The following is a 15,703-nucleotide window of genomic DNA, read 5'->3' as shown; positions in this document are numbered from 1 at the left end:
GGGACTCGTGTCGCTGGTGGATACCCACCGGCGCTTCCAGCGTCAACCATGAACCGCCGTATGCGGAACCGCACGTACGGTGGTGTGGGAGGACGGCGGGGGTGACCCCGTCTCCTACCCGATCGGGCTGAAAAGGGGTATGGGCGTTGAATGGGTTATTCAGGAATTACTCGGCCGCTGAATATATGGGGTATGCGGGGGGTGCCCGCCGATGGGAAGTGAGACTTTTGCCCGGTGGATGAAAACCGTCATGATTCCGTCAATTCTGAACGAATGTTCATTCCAGCCGGTGGGCCACTTCCTTCACGCTCCGTCATCTGTGAGCAGTCCCCCTTGGGGATGTCTTCTGTATAAACACGGCCACCTCGGCGAAATGCCGGACCGGACAGGAGATTCTCCACATGAACGTTTCTCGAAGAATATCGAGATATGGGGCGATGGCCTCATCGGCCCTGGGAATGGGCTTTGTTTCGACCCCCGCGTGGTGCGCCCCCGCGGCCCCGACTTTCAGCGGTGCCGATACCGCCTGGATGCTGATCTCCACGGTGCTGGTCATGCTCATGACCATGCCCGGGATCATTCTGTTCTATGGCGGCATGCTGCGGACCAAGAACGCCTTGTCCATCGTGGCCCATACGATTGCCGCGGCGGCGGTGGTGACGCTGATCTGGACCGCGCTGGGATATTCGCTGGCCTTCAGTTCCGGAACCCCTTGGCTGGGGGACTTGAGCCGCGCGTTCGCTGATGGCTTGCTGGGCTCTCACGTAGGCGCCCATCCAGCCGCCTCGACGATCCCGGAATCGGTTTTCTTCATGTTCCAGCTGTCGTTCGCCATCATCACGTTCGCGCTGATTCTCGGCGCGACGGCCGAGCGCATGCGCTTGGTGGTGACGATGATCTTTGCCGGTGCCTGGATGCTGCTGGTCTATGCGCCGGTCGCGCACTGGATCTGGCATCCCAATGGCTGGCTCGCCAAGATGGGGCACATGGATTTCGCCGGCGGGACGGTGGTCCACATCGCCTCTGGCGCGAGTGGCCTGGCGGCGGCCTGGGTGCTCGGTCCCCGCAAGGGCTTCGGCAAGGAGCCGATGGTTCCGCACAACCTGATGCTCACCGTGCTGGGCGGCGGTCTGCTGTGGGCCGGCTGGTTCGGCTTCAACGCCGGCTCGGCTTTCGAGGCGGGCTCGCGCGCCGCGGGGGCGCTCCTGGCGACCCAGGTGGCCGCCTGTGCGGGCGCGATGCTGTGGGGCATGTGCGAGTACATCCGCCGGGGGCAGTGGAGCGTGCTGGGCTCGGTGACGGGCGCGATCGCCGGCCTTGTCGCCGTGACTCCCGCTTCCGGCTTCGTGGGGATGACCGGCGCGCTGGTCATTGGTTCGCTGGCCGGCGTCATCTGCTTCATCAGCGTCGTCTACTTCAAGTCGCTGACGGGCATTGACGACTCGCTCGACGTCTTCGCGCTGCACGGCGTGGGCGGGCTTCTCGGCACCCTGCTGACGCCGCTGTTCGCCATGCCGGAGATCGCGCCGGTCACCGCCACGCTCTGGACCAATGCGATGGGCGCGATGGCCGTCATGGCCTATGCCCTGGTCGTCACCTGGGCGATCCTGCGGGCCCTGTCCTTCATCATGCCGCTGCGTGTGGATGCCGAGGCCGAGGCCGTGGGCCTGGACATCGCACAGCACGGCGAAATGCTGGCGCCTGACGCATGAGCGAGCTGGCCAGCCAGATCATGAACTACGTCGTCCGCATGGTGGTCCCCATGCGGCGCGAGTTCGGTTGTCAGCTCGATGTCCAGCTCTTCCTGGGCGATGCCGCGTACCGCCGCGGCATGCTGGACCAGGCCAGGAAGAGCCAGGATCCTCGCTTGCGCGACTACGCCTCGTACGTCGAGAGCCGCCTGCAGGGCGCGCGTGACATCGCGCCGCCGGCACCGGCGAAGCTCCCTGCCGCAGCACCGGCCGCGGTGCCGGCGGCACCGGCCGCGAGCCCGGCGGCGGCACCCAGCCCCGCCGCCGCCGCGCCTGCGGCCCCGACGGAGGCCGAGTTGCGCGAGCGTTGGCTGCAGAAGTACACACGCGGGCTTCGCTGAAAGCCGCCAGGGGCGACCCGCAAGGGTTGCCCGGGCCGCCTGATTCAGGCAGGCAGCGGGGGCAGTCCATGCCGGGCGCGTGCACGGGAACAGGCGGCGTCGCCGCGGCCCAGGGGCGCCAGCATGCCGAACTCCCGGCACGGCGACGGGCGCCACTCGTAGATGCCGCAGCGAGCGTCGACGCCGACGCGGCCGGTGAGCGCCGCGCAGCGCGGCGAGGCGTGGTCGGAGCCGCGCATGCGACAGGTGTGGCTCGTCACCTCGACGGCCAGGCCATCGGGCACGTGGCCGCCTTCGGAGCCAAGCTCTTCGCGCGCGAAGTCGACACGAAAACTCGCGCAGCAGGCACCGCACCGCACGCAGGGGTTGTCGACGGGTGCCATCAGCCCGCGCCCGCAGCCGGCTCGGATGCCCTCACCACCGTGACCGAACAATCGGACTCGGCCACCACCTGCGAGGACACGCTGCCCAGGTAGCGCCGCAGCGCGGAGTTGCCGCGCGCCCCCATCACGATGTGGTCGATCTGGTTGCGCCGGGCGAACTCCACGATGGCGGTGGCCGGGTCCGGGGCCTCCAGCACGTGGAAGGTCAGCCGACCTTCGTCCAGGTTGAGCGACTTGCTGATCGGCCGCGCCCAGTGCTTCAGGCCCACGAGCTGCTTGACGTGCAGGCTCTGGCCGTGAGCGTCGGTGAGGTCGTCCATGCCGATGCGTGCGGTACGCATGACGCTCACGCAGGCCAGGCGAGCGCCGGGCTCCGTCAGCACGATCCGCCGCACCGTCTCGCGCAGCTCGTCCAGCAGGCGTTCGCTCGCCGACTCGACATCGACCGCGGCGAGGATGATGGGGCTCTTCTTGACCACCTCGGTGGCGCTGACGGGCCGTGCATCCGGCTCGGCGCCGAGGGCGAAGAACCAGCGCTTGAAGCGCTTGAAGGTGCTGGAGCGCTGCAGGCGCTCGGAGCGCCGCGTCAACGGGATCTGCAAAGGATTCTGCAGGTCCAGCGAGAGCTGCGCGGCACTCTGGTAGCGATGCTCGGGCTTGACCTCCAGGCACTTCAGGATCAGCTCCTGCAGCCAGGGTGGGCAGTCGGCCCGCAGCGCCCGTGGCGGGACCGGATCGAGGTAGAGCCGGCGCCGCAGGCCGCGCACCGAATCGGGCGCGCCGAAAGGCCGCTCGCCGGTGGTGAAGTGGTAGAGCATCACGCCGAGCGCGAAGAGGTCGCTGCGCGGGTCGTCGCGCACGAACTGCACCTGCTCGGGCGACATGTAGGGGCCGGTGCCCATGGGCAGCGTGAACTCCTCGTCCAGCAGATCGGGCAACTGGTCGTGGCGCGACAGGCCGTAGTCGATCAGCACCGCGGTGCCGTCGGGGCGGAAGAGGATGTTGCTCGGCTTGATGTCCAGGTGCACCACGTGCTGGCGGTGCAGGTCGTGCAGCGCGGTGGCCACCCGCGAGCCGATCTCGACCACCTCGTCCAGCGCCAGCGGCGCGTCGTCCAGCCGCGGCCTGAGCGATGGACCGGGGATGTGCTCCATCACGATGTAGGGCTGGCGGGTGAAGTCGCCCTTGGCGACGAACTTCGGCACGTGCGGGCCCGACAGCATCGGCATGATCATCCGCTCGACCTCGAAGCCGACGATGGTGGCCGGGTCCTCTCCGCCCTTGATGCGCGGCACCTTCATGATCAGCGGCAGGCTTTCGCCGGCGGCCGGCTGGCCGTCCGGGCCCATGCGCGTCACGCGCCACAACGTGGCCATGCCGCCCTGGTGCAGCGACTCCTCGAGGCGGAACTGGTCGATGACCTGGCCGGCCGCCAGCGTCTGCGGCATCGGGCGGTCACCGGGGCTGAAGTAGGCGTTGGTCTCCACCGCTTCAGCCATGGCTTCACTCCCCGCGCGCCAGCCGGTCGGCCAGGGCAGGCGGCAGGCCGGCGCGCCGGATCTTGTCGGCGGCGGTCTCGTGGTCGTAGGGGACGCGGTGGAAGGTGAGCGCCTGCTCCTCGATGTCGAACATCGCGTAGCAGGCGGCCGGGTTGCCGTCCCGCGGTTGCCCGGCCGAACCGGGGATGACCAGCCATTGCCGGTGCGCCGGCACCGGGATGGCGACGCCGGGGGAGGGGATGAAGTCGCCCACCTTGCCGGTGCCGGAGAGGTGGAAGAGCTTCGGCTCGTGCATGTGGCCGCAGAAGGTGTAGTGGCACGGCGTGGCGTGCAGGCTGCGCACGGCCTCGATGCGGCTCTGGATGTACTCCCACTCGGCCGGGGCGAAGGCGTTGGCGTGCACGAAGAGCATGTCGCCCTCGGTCCGCGACAGCGGGACGCCGCGCAGGAAGGCGAGCTGGCGGTCGTCGAGCTGGGAGTGGGTCCACTCGATCACGCGGCGCGCATCGGGCCGCATGGTGGGCGAGGGGCCCTTGGCGACGCCCGAATCATGGTTGCCGCCGACGGCTATGGCGCCTTGGGAGACGAAATCCATCACCGTGTCCAGGACCCAGCCCGGGTCGGCTCCGTAGCCGACGTAGTCGCCCAGGAAGGCATAGCGCCCGGCCCCCTGGGCCCGGGCGTGATCCAGGACCTCCTGCACGGCCTCGCGGTTGGCGTGCAGGTCGGTGATCAGTGCCAGCTTCATTTCGGCTGTTGTCTCCTGGCGCTAGCCTGACAGGGCCGGCTGACGACCGGCTGATGCCGGCTCAGCCGATGCGGCCCAGCACAAGGTACTCCATGAGCGCCTTCTGCACGTGCATCCTGTTTTCCGCCTCATCCCAGACCACCGACTGCGGCCCGTCGATCACGTCGGCCGCGACCTCCTCGCCGCGGTGGGCAGGCAGGCAGTGCATGAACAGCGCGTCGGGCTGGGCGACGGCCATCATGTCGGTGTCGACGCACCAGTCGGCGAAAGCCTTCAGGCGCGCCTCGTTCTCGGCCTCGTAGCCCATGCTGGTCCACACGTCGGTGGTGACCAGGTGGGCGCCGCGGCAGGCTTCGGTCGGGTCGGCGAAGGTCTTGAAGCAGGCGGTGTCGGAGATGCCGGCCACCTTCGGATCCACCTCGTAGCCGCCCGGCGTGCTGACGTGCACGGTGAAGCCGAGGATCTCGGCCGCCTGCAGCCAGGTGTTGGCCATGTTGTTGCCGTCGCCGACCCAGGCGACGACCTTGCCCTTGAGGCTTTCCATGTCGAAGCCCCGGGCGTTCACCGGCGCCCTGTGCTCCAGGTAGGTGAACAGGTCGGCCAGGATCTGGCAGGGGTGGAATTCGTTGGTCAGGCCGTTGATCACCGGCACCCGCGAATGCGCGGCGAAGCGCTCGATCTTGGTCTGCTCGTAGGTGCGGATCATCACCAGGTCGACCATGCGGCTGATGACGCGGGATGAATCCTCGATCGGCTCGGCGCGGCCCAGCTGGCTGTCGCCGGTGGTCAGGTGCACCACCGAGCCGCCCATCTGGTACATGCCCGCCTCGAAGCTCACGCGGGTGCGCGTGGAGGCTTTCTCGAAGATCATCGCCAGCGTGCGGTCGACCAGCGGCTGGTACTTCTCGTAGTTCTTGAAGCGCTGCTTGATCACCCGTGCGCGTTCGAACAGGTAGGCGTATTCCTCGGCGCGGAAATCCTTGAACTGCAGGTAGTGCTTCATCAGTGAGAACCCGGGTTTCATAGGGCGGGGATGGGCTCGGCGAGGAAATCCTTCACCAGCGGCACCAGCAGCCGGACGATCTCGTCGGCCTCGGCCGTGGTCAGGATCAGCGGCGGCACCAGCCGGATGACGCTGTCGGCGGTGACCGACAGCAGCAGCCCGGCCTCCATCGCGCGCGACAGCAGCACGCCGCAGGGACGCTCCAGCTCGATGCCCAGCATCAGGCCGGCGCCCCGCACCTCCTTCACGCCGGCGACGCCCTCCAGCTCGCGCTCCAGCGCCGCTTTCAAATGGTCGCCGACCCGGGCGGCGTTGGCCAGCAAGCCGTCGGCCTCCATGATGGTCAGCGTCTCGATGCCCGCGCGCATGGCCAGCGGGTTGCCGCCGAAGGTGGTGCCGTGGTTGCCGGGGCCCAGGATGTCCTTGGCCTTGGGCCCGACCACAACGGCGCCGATCGGCACACCGGAACCCAGGCCCTTGGCGAGCGGCATCACGTCCGGCCGGATGCCGGCCCACTGGTGGGCGAACCACTTGCCGGTGCGGCCGAGGCCGCATTGCACCTCGTCGAGCATCAGCAGCCAGCCGCGCTCGTCGCAGATCTGGCGCAGGCCGCGCAGGTAATCCCATCGCGCGGCGTGGATGCCGCCTTCGCCCTGGATCGTCTCCAGGAAGACGGCGGCGATGTTGGGGTTGGTCTCGGCCAGGCGCCGGACGGCGTCCAGGTCATTCAGCGGGACACGCGGAAAGCCTTCGACCAGCGGCTCGAAGCCGGCCTGGATCCTGGGGTTGCCGGTGGCCGACAGCGTGGCGATCGAGCGGCCATGGAAAGCTTTCTCGAAGACGATCACCTCAGGGCGTGCGATGCCCTTGTCGTGGCCGAACTTGCGGGCGATCTTCAGGGCGGCCTCGTTGGCCTCCAGGCCCGAATTGCAGAAGAACACCGCGTCCAGTCCGGAAAGCTCGCACAGCTTGGCGGCCAGACGCTCCTGCAGCGGGTTCTCGTAGTAGTTGGAGCAGTGGATCAGCAGCGAGACCTGCTCCTGCAGCGCCGGCACGAGTTTCGGATGCGCGTGGCCGAGGGTGTTCACGGCGATCCCGCCGAGGCCGTCGAGGTAGCGCTTGCCGTGCGTGTCCCAGACCTGGCAGCCCTGGCCGTGCGTCAGCGCGATCGGCAGACGGCCATAGGTGTTCATCACGTGGGGCATCGAGGCGGTCATGGGCGGCAAGCTCCTGCTTTCGGCGCCGGGCGGCGCAATGAGAAAGGGCCGGCCGCGTCAGCTCCTTCACGCGCCAGCCCTCGGTCGATTCTAAAGCCGCCCTGTTGTTTGCTGCGGCGCAACAGGTCCAGGGCACAATAGCTGCTTCGCCCGACGCACGCGCGTCGGCCGCCGGGGCATCGGTGCCCCGCCAGATCCCGCCCGTATCACGCGTGGTTCCCCTCTCGCGGCGCTGATGACCGTTTCGAAACCCCGTCAATTCTTCATCCAGGGCGTCACGCAGGACGGCCGAACCTTCCGCCCCAGTGACTGGTCCGAGCGCCTGGCCGGCGCCATGTCCTCGTTCCGCCCCGGCGGCTCGATCGGCGGGCCCGGAGCCCACATCGGTTATTCGCCCTACTGCGTGCCGCGGGTCATCAACGGCGTGAAGTGCGTGATCGTCAACGAGGCACTGCGCGACATCGAGCCGATGGCCTGGGACTTCGTGATGAACTTCGCCCGCGACAACGGGCTGCAGGTCGCCGAGGCCTGCTGGCTGGAAGATCAGCCGAAGTGAGCCTCTGGAAGTGAACAGGCCCGCATGGCGGGCCTGGAAGTGAAAAGGGCCTGCATCGCGGGCCCGGACGGCAAAAGGACTCGCATCGCGGGCCTGGACGTCAAAAGGACTCGCATCGCGGGCCTGGACGGCAAAAGGACTCGCATTGCGGGCCTGGACGTCAAAAGGGCCCGCATTGCGGGCCCTTGGGCAACCACCTGGAAGAAGGTCGTCAGGCGGCCAGCGCCTTGACCTTGGCCGACAGGCGGCTCTTGTGGCGGGCGGCCTTGTTCTTGTGGAACAGGCCCTTGTCGGCGATCGAGTCGATGACGCCCTGGGCCGTCTTGAACAGCTCGGAGGCCTTGGCCTTGTCGCCGGAGGCCACGGCCTTCAGGACGTTCTTGATCGAGGTGCGGAACTTGGAGCGCAGCGAGGAATTGGCCGCGTTCAGGTTCACGTCTTGGCGGGCGCGCTTGCGGCCCGACGCCAGGCGCACGGTGCGCTTCTTGGCTTTGGAAGAGGTGGCCATTGGTGTTTGGGTTTTCCAGGTGGGGAAAAGACCGTCGAGTATAGCAGTTTCCGGGGTAGGCAGGCAAGGGCGGCCCGGCCGCGCCGATGGTGCTGGCTACAATCCGCCGCCCCATGAACCTGCTGAAGTCCGCGTCGACGGTATCCCTCTGGACCTTGCTGTCGCGCGTGACCGGCCTGGCGCGAGACCAGCTCATTGCCTCCAGCTTCGGCGCTGGCGCGCTGACCGACGCCTTCAACGTCGCCTTCCGCATCCCCAACCTGCTGCGAAGGCTGTTCGCCGAAGGGGCCTTCTCCTCGGCTTTCGTGCCCATCCTCGCCGCGACCCGGGCCACGGATGGCGACGAGGCCACGCGCCGCCTGATCGATGCCGTCGCCACGGTGCTGTTCGCCGCGCTCGTCGCCACATGCGTGATCGGTGTGATTGGCGCACCCGTCATCGTCTGGCTCTTCGGCGCGGGCCTGCAGGAGCTGGACCTGGCGGTGGTGATGACCCGCTGGATGTTCCCCTACATCGGCTTCATGTCGCTGGTGGCGTTGTCGGCGGGCATTCTCAACACCTGGCGCCGCTTCGCCGTGCCGGCCGCGACGCCGGTGCTGCTGAACGTGGCGATGATCAGCGCCGCGCTGTTCCTGGCCCCGGTGCTGGAGAGGCACCACATCCGGCCCATCCACGCGCTGTCCGCCGGGGTGATGGCGGGCGGTCTGCTCCAGCTGGCGATCCAGTTTCCCGCCTTGCGCCGCATCGGTTGCCTGCCCAGGATCGCCTTCGGTCCCGCCGCCTGGCGGCGCGCCTGGCTTCACCCAGGGGTGCACCGGCTGCTCACCCAGATGGCCCCGGCGCTGCTGGGCGTCTCGGTGGCGCAGCTCTCGCTGCTCATCAACACCCAGATCGCCTCGCACCTGGGGCCGGGCGCGGTGTCGTGGCTGTTCTACGCCGACCGGCTGATGGAGTTCCCGACCGCGCTGCTGGGGGTGGCGCTGGGGGTGGTGCTGGTTCCGGGCCTGTCCGCCCGGCGGGCCCAGAACGACGACGCTGGCTACTCGGCCCAGCTGGACTGGGGCCTGCGGCTGGTGTTCGTGCTCGCATTGCCCTTTGCAGTGGCCATGTTGACCTTCGCCACGCCCTTGGTGGCGGTGCTCTTCCACTACGGCAAATTCAGCCCGGACGCGGTGGGCAAGACCGTGCTGGCCCTGCGCGGCTACGGCTGCGGCCTGATCGGCATCGTGGCCATCAAGGTGCTCGCGCCCGGCTTCTTCGCGCAGCAGGATCTGCGGACCCCGGTGCGCATCGCCATCGTCGTGCTCGTGTGCACGCAGCTCATGAACCTGGCCTTCGTGCCCTGGCTCGGCCACGCCGGGCTGGCTCTTTCCATCGGCCTGGGCGCCATGGTCAACGCGGGCTGGCTTCTGATCGGGCTGCGTCGCCAGGGGCACTATCGACCGGCGCCGGGCTGGCGTGGCTTCATCGCGCGGGTTCTGCCGGCCAACGTGGCGCTGGCCGGCGGGCTGCTGTTCGCGTCGATACAGCTGGACTGGCTGGCGCTGCAGGCGCATCCCGGCTTGCGGGTGGCGTGGCTGAGCGGCGTGATGGTGGCGGCCGTGTTCGCCTACTTCGGGCTGCTGAGGCTGGCGGGACTCGACCTGCGCCAGTTCGCCCGCCGCAGCTGATTTCGCCGCCAGGCCTGGGTTCTTCCGGACCTTGTTCGGGGGGCGGGGCCGCCCTGGGGACGGCTGGCCAAAAGTCCTACACTTGACCCATGAGCCTTCCGCTGCGCCTGGAAGCCCCGAGTCCGCTGGAATACTTCGCCGCGCTGGTGTCCGAGGACGAGCACTTCGCCCTGCTCGAGGCCGCCGTCTCCCTGGGCCAGGATGCCGATCCCGAGCTGGACGCCCAGTCGGTGATCGACGAGATCGATGCACTCGGCGATCGCCTGAAGCGCCGCCTGCCGGCCGACGCGAGCGCGATGCATCGACTGCGCACCCTCAATCGCTACTTTTTCCGCGAGCTGGGCTTCGCCGGCAACGTCAACGACTACTACGACGCCGGCAACAGCTACCTGCACCGGGTCCTGGCCAGCCGGCGGGGCATCCCGATCTCGCTGGCGTTGATCTACATCGAGCTGGCGGCCCACGCCGGCCTGGTGGCGCGCGGCGTGTCCTTCCCGGGCCATTTCCTGGTCAAGCTGCGGCTGCCCCATGGCGAGGCGGTGATGGATCCGTTCAACGGCCGCTCGCTCTCGCGCGAGGAGCTGGAGGAGCGCCTGGAGCCCTTGCGCCGCAAGCAGGGCCTGGTGGGCGAGTTCGAGGTGCCGCTGGGCTTGTTCCTGCAGTCGGCGTCGCCTCGCGACGTCATCGCCCGCATGTTGCGCAACCTGAAGTCCATCCACCAGCAGGCGGACGACTTCCCCAGCCTGCTGGCCGTGCAGCAGCGGCTGGTGTGCCTGCTGCCGCAGGCCTGGGATGAGCGGCGCGACCGCGGACTGACGTTTGCCGAACTCGGCCAGCCCGATGCGGCCGCCGAAGACCTGTCGGCCTACCTCGCCCACGAGCCCGACGCCGCGGATGCCGAGCCGATGCGCCGCATGCTGGCCGAGCTGCGGGACAGCCCGCGGCCCCTGCTCCACTGATTGCGGTGCAGCGTCCGGCGGCCCCTAGAATCCGCCGTTTTCCTGCCCTGATGCCCTGCCGGGCGGTCCCCGCCTGGGCCGATCCATGACCCTGACACCCGCCCAGCGCCAAAGCCTGAGCTGGCTGCTGATCGCCGCTGCCGCCCTGGTGGCCGTGTGGGCGCTCGCCCCGGTGCTGATGCCCTTCCTGCTGGGCGCCGGCCTGGCGTATGCGCTGCACCCGGCGGTCGAGCGCCTGGCGGCGCGCCGGGTCCCGCGGGTGCTGGCGGTCACGCTGGTGGTGCTGACGACGGTGCTGGTCGTCCTCGCCGTCATGCTGCTCGTGGTGCCCATCCTCGCCAAGGAGCTGCCGCTGGTGAAACAGCAGGTGCCCCTGCTGGCCGACAGGCTCAACCAGCACCTGTCGCCGTGGCTGGCGCAGTTCGGCATCAACGTGTCGCTCGACGTGGCCGGCATCAAGGCGATGGCGCTACAGGCGCTGGACGGCAACCTGGAGGACTGGATGGCGGCGGCACTGAGCTCCGCGCGCATCGGGGGCAGCATCCTGCTGGCGGTGATCGGCAATGCGGTGCTGGTGCCGGCCGTGCTGTTCTACCTCTTGCTCGACTGGCCCAGGCTGACGGCGCGCACGCTTTCGCTGGTGCCGCCTCGCCGGCGCGAGCAGGTCGATGCCTTCCTCGCCGAATGCGACAGCGTGCTGGGCCAGTACCTCCGCGGCCAGGCCCTGGTGATGCTCGTCCTGGCCGTGTACTACGCACTGGCCCTGGCGATCGCCGGCTTCGAGCTGGCCCTGCCGGTGGGCGTGTTCACCGGCCTGGCCATCTTCATCCCTTACCTCGGCTTCGGCCTGGGGCTGCTGCTCGCCTTGCTGGCCGGGGTCCTGCAATTCATCGGCTGGTATGGCGTGATCGTGGTCGCGGTCGTCTATGGCGTCGGCCAGGTCATCGAGAGCTTCTTCCTCACGCCGCGGCTCGTGGGCGAGCGCATCGGCCTGCCGCCGCTGGCGGTGATCTTTGCGCTGCTGGCCTGCGGGCACCTGTTCGGCTTCGTCGGTGTGCTGATCGCGCTGCCCCTGTCGGCGCTGGTGCTGGTCGCGGGCCGCAGGGTGACCGGGGCCTACCTGGGCAGCGCCCTGTATCGGGAATGAACGGCCGGCCATGAAGCAGATCCCCCTGCCCATCGCCGGCGAAGCCGAGCCGAGCTTCGACAATTTCGTCGCCGGTGACAACCTGGCCACGCTGGACGCGCTCCGGCGGCTGGTCGTCCCCTCGCCGCCGGTCTACCTCTGGGGCCCGTCCGGCGCCGGCAAGACCCACCTCCTGGCGGCCCTGGCCCGCCAGTTGCGCGGCGAAGGTGCGCGGGTCGGCTGGTTCGATGCCGACACGCCGCTGCCCTGGACCTTCGATGAAGGCTGGTGGCTGATCGTCATCGATGGCGCCGACCGGCTGGACGCCGCCCGCCAGCACGCCGCGTTCGCCCTCTTCGTCGAGGCGGCGACGCATGGCGTGCAGATGGCTGCCGCCGGCACGTTGCCACCGGTGGATCTGCCGGTCCGCGACGACGTGCGCACGCGCCTCGGCTGGGGTCAGGTCCATGCCGTGAAGCCGCTGACGGAAGCCGGCACCCGGGCCGCCCTGCGCCGCGAGGCCGACCGCCGGGGTGTCTTTCTCTCCGACGAGGTGATGGACTACCTGCTGACCCGCTTCGCGCGCGACCTGGGCTCGCTCATGGCCCTGCTCGCCCGGCTCGACAGCTTCTCGCTGGCCGAGCGCCGAGCGATCACCGTGCCGCTGCTGAAGAAGATGATGAACGAGGAAGGTCGCGGTACATGAAGCTGGCCCTGTTCGACCTGGATGGCACCCTGCTGCCCACCGACTCCGACCACGCCTTCGGCGAATTCATGGTGGAGATCGGCTGGGTCGATGGCGCAGCCTGGCGCGCCCGCAACGACACTTTCTATGCCCATTACCAGGCCGGGACCCTGAACCTGGCCGAATACCTCGATTTCGCGACCTCGGCCTGGCGCGACCGGCCCCTTGAAGAAGCCGAAGCGGCTCGCCAGCGCTTCATGCGCGAGGTGATCGAGCCCCGCCTGCACGACCAGGCCCGGGCGCTGGTCGCGGGGCACTTCGAGGCCGGCGATCTGGTGGCCATCGTCACCGCGACCAACGAGTTCGTCACCCGGCCGATCGCCAGCGCCTTTGGCGTCGAGCAGTTGCTGGCGGTCGATCTCGAGCGCGACGACAATGGCCGGGTGACCGGGCGCTCCACCGGCGTGCCGACCTTCCGCGAAGGCAAGGTCACGCGCGTCGAAGCCTGGCTTGCCGCCCAGGGGCGGCAGTGGGCCGACTTCGACGACGTGCTGTTCTACAGCGACTCCACCAACGACCTGCCCCTGCTCGAGCGCGTTCGCACCCCGATCGCGACCAACCCCACGCCGGCGCTGGAGGCCATCGCCCGCGAGCGCGGCTGGCGCATCATCAAGCTCTTCGACACCCCATGATCCGCAAATTCATCGACAAGCTGCTGGGCAAGCAGCCCGTGGCAGCTGACAAGCCGGCGCCGAAGGCCGTACGCATTCCGCTGGGCAAGCGCGCCGAGGCCTCGGCCGCCGAGCACGGCATCGATGCTTCCCTGCTGGACGAGCGCGCAGTACGCGTGGTCACCACGTTGCAGGACGCGGGCTTCGAGGCCTACATCGTGGGCGGTGCGGTGCGAGACCTGCTGGTCAGCCGCCGGCCCAAGGATTTCGACGTCGCGACCAACGCCACGCCCGAGCAGGTCAAGGGCCTGTTCCGCCGCGCCTTCATCATCGGCCGGCGCTTTCGCATCGTGCACGTCATCCACGGGCGCGGGCGCGACCACGAGGTGATCGAGGTCTCCACCTTTCGGGCCTACATGGATGCCGCCGCATCCGAGCAGGTCGAAGGCAACGAGAAGACCTCCAGGGAAGAGATGGCCGGCAAGGGGCACGTGGTGGATGCGAGCGGCCGTGTGCTGCGCGACAACGTCTGGGGCCCGCAGATCGAGGATGCCGCGCGGCGCGACTTCACCGTCAACGCGATGTACTACGACCCGAAGAGCCGCATCGTGGTCGACTATCACCAGGGTCTGAAGGACGCGAAGGCGCAGGTGCTGCGCATGATCGGCGACCCCGAGACGCGCTACCGGGAAGATCCGGTGCGCATCATCCGCGTCATCCGCTTCGCGGCCAAGCTGGGCTTCACCATCGAGCCCAAGACACTCAAGCCATTGAAATCCATGGCCTCGCTGCTGGCCAACGTGCCGGCGTCTCGCCTGTTCGACGAGATGATCAAGCTGCTGCAGACCGGCCACGCGCTCGCGAGCCTGGCCGAGCTGAAGAAGCACGGCCTGGACCGCGGCGTGTTCCCGGTCCTCGACGCCGTGCTGGCCAACGCGCCCGAGGGCAGCGCGCGCGAGCGCTTCGTGCAGCTCGCGCTGGCCGACACCGACCGCCGTGTGGCGGAGGGCAAGGCGGTGGCACCCAGCTTCATGCTGGCCTGCATGCTTTGGCACGACGTCGACGGCAAGTGGATGGCGCTCAGGGCCCAGGGCGAGCATCCGATGCCCGCCTTGTCCCAGGCCATCGACGCGGTCTTCGACGCCCGCATCGGCGACATCTCCGGCCGCGGCAAGCTGGCCACCGACATGCGCGAGATCTGGCTGATGCAGCCGCGCTTCGAGCGTCGCACGGGCAACGCGCCGTACGCCCTGGTGGAGCAGCCGCGCTTTCGCGCCGGTTTCGACTTCCTTCGGCTGCGGGCCGATGCGGGCGAGATTCCGACCGAGCTGGCCGAATGGTGGGAGGACTTCTCGCTGGGGGACGACGCCGAGCGCGAGGCGCTGGTCGAGGCCGTGCGCGAGACCAAGGGGCCCAAGCGCGGTGGTGCCGCCAAGCGTTCCGGGTCGCCCGTGACGGCGGCCTCGGGCGAGGCACAGGTCGCGACGCCTGTCGAGGGCGACCCGGATGCCGAGGAGGGCGAAAGCGCTTCCGCACCGCGCAAGCGCCGCCGCCGTCGTCGCAAGCCGGCGGGCCAGCGCGGCGAAGGCACGGCGGCGTTGCCGACGAGTTCTCCCGGACACGACGTCGGCGAGTGAGCAGCACCTCCCGCCCGGTCCGGGCCTGCATCGGCCTGGGAGCCAACCTGGGCGATGCGCGCCGCCAGGTCGAAGCGGCTTTGCGGGCCTTGGCCACCACGCCGGGAGTTCAAGTCCTCGCGCGTTCGTCGCTCTACCGCACGGCGCCGGTCGACGCCGGCGGCCCTGACTATGTCAACGCGGCGGCCGTGATAGAGACCGACCTGGAAGCCCACACGCTGCTGCGTGCGCTCCAGGACATCGAAGACGGCTTTGGCCGCGAGAGGCCATATCGCAACGCGCCTCGCACGCTGGATCTCGACCTGCTGCTGTATGGCGACGCGCAGTTCTCGGACCCCGTGCTGACCGTGCCGCATCCGCGCCTTCACCTGCGAGCCTTCGTGCTGCATCCGCTCGCCGAACTGGCGCCCGATCTGCACGTGCCCGGGCTCGGAGCCCTGACCGGTTTGCTGCCGGCCGTCAGCGAGCAGCGCATCGAACGCCTGGCCGACACCCCATGAGCTTCTCGCTGTCCTCGCTGCCCATCTCCGTCCAGGCCTTCGGGCTGCTGGTGCTGTCCAACCTGTTCATGACCTTCGCCTGGTACGGCCACCTGAAGCACCAGGCAGGCCAGGCCTGGTGGACGGCTGCGCTCATCAGCTGGGGCATCGCGCTGTTCGAGTACCTGCTCCAGGTGCCCGGCAATCGCATCGGCTATGCCGGCGGCCTGAGCCTGGCCCAGCTGAAGATCGGCCAGGAGGTGATCACCCTGGCGATCTTCGTGGCGTTTGCCACGCTGTACATGGGCGAGCCGCTGAAGATGGACTACCTGTGGGCCGGGCTGTGCCTGGTGGGGGCCGTCTATTTCATCTTCCGGAATTGAACGTCAGCCCGGCTGCCTACAATCCCGCCCCGGACACACCGATGACGCTTCGGTGACAGAACTGTGTAGGCGCCTGAACGGGCGTCA

17 protein-coding genes are annotated in these 15,703 nt (G+C 68.8%); 11 read left to right on the top strand and 6 right to left on the bottom strand.

The window, feature by feature from the left end; translation table 11 throughout:
* Nucleotides 1-401: 401 nt before the first annotated feature.
* On the top strand, nucleotides 402-1,712 hold the full coding sequence (locus tag ACS5PM_RS23130; RefSeq protein ID WP_439390058.1) for an ammonium transporter: 1,311 nt from the start codon (nucleotides 402-404) through the stop codon (nucleotides 1,710-1,712).
* Nucleotides 1,709-2,092 carry a hypothetical protein gene (locus ACS5PM_RS23125; protein WP_439390057.1) on the top strand — a complete coding sequence of 128 codons (384 nt, stop codon included), beginning with the start codon at nucleotides 1,709-1,711 and terminating at the stop codon, nucleotides 2,090-2,092. The genes ACS5PM_RS23130 and ACS5PM_RS23125 overlap by 4 nt, the downstream gene beginning before the upstream one ends.
* Nucleotides 2,093-2,136: 44 nt before the next feature.
* Here the strand turns inward: ACS5PM_RS23125 and ACS5PM_RS23120 are convergent, their stop codons facing one another.
* The 5 genes from ACS5PM_RS23120 to ACS5PM_RS23100 all read right to left on the bottom strand — a co-directional run bounded on the left by ACS5PM_RS23120 (nucleotide 2,137) and on the right by ACS5PM_RS23100 (nucleotide 6,942).
* Nucleotides 2,137-2,475, bottom strand: coding sequence for a YkgJ family cysteine cluster protein (locus ACS5PM_RS23120; protein WP_439390056.1), 339 nt, complete (start codon nucleotides 2,473-2,475; stop codon nucleotides 2,137-2,139).
* Nucleotides 2,475-3,974, bottom strand: a complete 1,500-nt coding sequence (locus ACS5PM_RS23115) for a serine/threonine protein kinase (protein WP_439390055.1) — start codon at nucleotides 3,972-3,974, stop codon at nucleotides 2,475-2,477. The genes ACS5PM_RS23120 and ACS5PM_RS23115 overlap by 1 nt, the downstream gene beginning before the upstream one ends.
* A gap of 4 nt (nucleotides 3,975-3,978) precedes the next feature.
* A complete protein-coding gene (locus ACS5PM_RS23110) occupies nucleotides 3,979-4,722 on the bottom strand; it encodes a metallophosphoesterase family protein (protein ID WP_439390054.1) in 744 nt (247 codons plus the stop codon).
* A gap of 61 nt (nucleotides 4,723-4,783) precedes the next feature.
* Complete coding sequence (gene argF, locus ACS5PM_RS23105; RefSeq protein WP_439390053.1) at nucleotides 4,784-5,746, bottom strand: ornithine carbamoyltransferase; 963 nt, start codon at nucleotides 5,744-5,746, stop codon at nucleotides 4,784-4,786.
* Nucleotides 5,743-6,942: an aspartate aminotransferase family protein gene (locus ACS5PM_RS23100; protein WP_439390052.1), complete on the bottom strand. Its 1,200-nt coding sequence runs from the start codon at nucleotides 6,940-6,942 to the stop codon at nucleotides 5,743-5,745. Before ACS5PM_RS23100 ends, argF begins: the two co-directional genes overlap by 4 nt.
* Nucleotides 6,943-7,177: 235 nt before the next feature.
* On the opposite strand from ACS5PM_RS23100, the gene ACS5PM_RS23095 reads away from it, so the two are divergent.
* Complete coding sequence (locus ACS5PM_RS23095) at nucleotides 7,178-7,498, top strand: DUF3579 domain-containing protein (protein ID WP_439390051.1); 321 nt, start codon at nucleotides 7,178-7,180, stop codon at nucleotides 7,496-7,498.
* Between the two features lie 211 nt (nucleotides 7,499-7,709).
* On the opposite strand, the gene rpsT is transcribed toward ACS5PM_RS23095, so the two are convergent.
* Nucleotides 7,710-8,006, bottom strand: a complete 297-nt coding sequence (gene rpsT / locus ACS5PM_RS23090; RefSeq protein ID WP_439390050.1) for a 30S ribosomal protein S20 — start codon at nucleotides 8,004-8,006, stop codon at nucleotides 7,710-7,712.
* Nucleotides 8,007-8,119: 113 nt separating this feature from the next.
* Between rpsT and murJ the strand changes: the two genes are divergently transcribed.
* The 8 genes from murJ to ACS5PM_RS23050 all read left to right on the top strand — a co-directional run bounded on the left by murJ (nucleotide 8,120) and on the right by ACS5PM_RS23050 (nucleotide 15,616).
* On the top strand, nucleotides 8,120-9,676 hold the full coding sequence (gene murJ / locus ACS5PM_RS23085; RefSeq protein WP_439390049.1) for a murein biosynthesis integral membrane protein MurJ: 1,557 nt from the start codon (nucleotides 8,120-8,122) through the stop codon (nucleotides 9,674-9,676).
* An 89-nt stretch (nucleotides 9,677-9,765) separates the two neighbouring features.
* A complete protein-coding gene (locus ACS5PM_RS23080; protein ID WP_439390048.1) occupies nucleotides 9,766-10,635 on the top strand; it encodes a SirB1 family protein in 870 nt (289 codons plus the stop codon).
* A gap of 85 nt (nucleotides 10,636-10,720) precedes the next feature.
* Nucleotides 10,721-11,782, top strand: a complete 1,062-nt coding sequence (locus ACS5PM_RS23075; protein WP_439390047.1) for an AI-2E family transporter — start codon at nucleotides 10,721-10,723, stop codon at nucleotides 11,780-11,782.
* Nucleotides 11,783-11,792: 10 nt separating this feature from the next.
* Nucleotides 11,793-12,467, top strand: coding sequence for a DnaA regulatory inactivator Hda (hda, locus tag ACS5PM_RS23070; protein ID WP_439390046.1), 675 nt, complete (start codon nucleotides 11,793-11,795; stop codon nucleotides 12,465-12,467).
* On the top strand, nucleotides 12,464-13,138 hold the full coding sequence (locus tag ACS5PM_RS23065; protein ID WP_439390045.1) for a histidinol-phosphatase: 675 nt from the start codon (nucleotides 12,464-12,466) through the stop codon (nucleotides 13,136-13,138). The genes hda and ACS5PM_RS23065 overlap by 4 nt, the downstream gene beginning before the upstream one ends.
* Entirely contained in the window at nucleotides 13,135-14,754 is a 1,620-nt protein-coding gene (gene pcnB, locus ACS5PM_RS23060; RefSeq protein WP_439390044.1) for a polynucleotide adenylyltransferase PcnB, read from the top strand. Before ACS5PM_RS23065 ends, pcnB begins: the two co-directional genes overlap by 4 nt.
* Complete coding sequence (gene folK / locus ACS5PM_RS23055) at nucleotides 14,751-15,254, top strand: 2-amino-4-hydroxy-6-hydroxymethyldihydropteridine diphosphokinase (protein ID WP_439390043.1); 504 nt, start codon at nucleotides 14,751-14,753, stop codon at nucleotides 15,252-15,254. The genes pcnB and folK overlap by 4 nt, the downstream gene beginning before the upstream one ends.
* Entirely contained in the window at nucleotides 15,251-15,616 is a 366-nt protein-coding gene (locus ACS5PM_RS23050; RefSeq protein WP_439390042.1) for a DMT family protein, read from the top strand. The genes folK and ACS5PM_RS23050 overlap by 4 nt, the downstream gene beginning before the upstream one ends.
* The last annotated feature ends 87 nt before the right edge of the window (nucleotides 15,617-15,703 follow it).

The sequence above is a fragment of the Ideonella flava genome, assembly GCF_051857595.1.
Classification (GTDB): domain Bacteria; phylum Pseudomonadota; class Gammaproteobacteria; order Burkholderiales; family Burkholderiaceae_C; genus Ideonella.
The sequence above is the reverse complement of the archived record's forward strand: the minus strand, read 5'-3'. Positions and strand labels throughout refer to the sequence as shown.

What these genes read in the sequence shown, in the direction of transcription:
- ACS5PM_RS23130 (WP_439390058.1), top strand. Translation starts at nt 402, where the DNA reads ATGAACGTTTCTCGAAGAATATCGAGATATGGGGCGATGGCCTCATCG.
- ACS5PM_RS23125 (WP_439390057.1), top strand. Translation starts at nt 1,709, where the DNA reads ATGAGCGAGCTGGCCAGCCAGATCATGAACTACGTCGTCCGCATGGTG.
- ACS5PM_RS23120 (WP_439390056.1), bottom strand. Translation starts at nt 2,475, where the DNA reads ATGGCACCCGTCGACAACCCCTGCGTGCGGTGCGGTGCCTGCTGCGCG.
- ACS5PM_RS23115 (WP_439390055.1), bottom strand. Translation starts at nt 3,974, where the DNA reads ATGGCTGAAGCGGTGGAGACCAACGCCTACTTCAGCCCCGGTGACCGC.
- ACS5PM_RS23110 (WP_439390054.1), bottom strand. Translation starts at nt 4,722, where the DNA reads ATGAAGCTGGCACTGATCACCGACCTGCACGCCAACCGCGAGGCCGTG.
- argF (WP_439390053.1), bottom strand. Translation starts at nt 5,746, where the DNA reads ATGAAACCCGGGTTCTCACTGATGAAGCACTACCTGCAGTTCAAGGAT.
- ACS5PM_RS23100 (WP_439390052.1), bottom strand. Translation starts at nt 6,942, where the DNA reads ATGACCGCCTCGATGCCCCACGTGATGAACACCTATGGCCGTCTGCCG.
- ACS5PM_RS23095 (WP_439390051.1), top strand. Translation starts at nt 7,178, where the DNA reads ATGACCGTTTCGAAACCCCGTCAATTCTTCATCCAGGGCGTCACGCAG.
- rpsT (WP_439390050.1), bottom strand. Translation starts at nt 8,006, where the DNA reads ATGGCCACCTCTTCCAAAGCCAAGAAGCGCACCGTGCGCCTGGCGTCG.
- murJ (WP_439390049.1), top strand. Translation starts at nt 8,120, where the DNA reads ATGAACCTGCTGAAGTCCGCGTCGACGGTATCCCTCTGGACCTTGCTG.
- ACS5PM_RS23080 (WP_439390048.1), top strand. Translation starts at nt 9,766, where the DNA reads ATGAGCCTTCCGCTGCGCCTGGAAGCCCCGAGTCCGCTGGAATACTTC.
- ACS5PM_RS23075 (WP_439390047.1), top strand. Translation starts at nt 10,721, where the DNA reads ATGACCCTGACACCCGCCCAGCGCCAAAGCCTGAGCTGGCTGCTGATC.
- hda (WP_439390046.1), top strand. Translation starts at nt 11,793, where the DNA reads ATGAAGCAGATCCCCCTGCCCATCGCCGGCGAAGCCGAGCCGAGCTTC.
- ACS5PM_RS23065 (WP_439390045.1), top strand. Translation starts at nt 12,464, where the DNA reads ATGAAGCTGGCCCTGTTCGACCTGGATGGCACCCTGCTGCCCACCGAC.
- pcnB (WP_439390044.1), top strand. Translation starts at nt 13,135, where the DNA reads ATGATCCGCAAATTCATCGACAAGCTGCTGGGCAAGCAGCCCGTGGCA.
- ACS5PM_RS23050 (WP_439390042.1), top strand. Translation starts at nt 15,251, where the DNA reads ATGAGCTTCTCGCTGTCCTCGCTGCCCATCTCCGTCCAGGCCTTCGGG.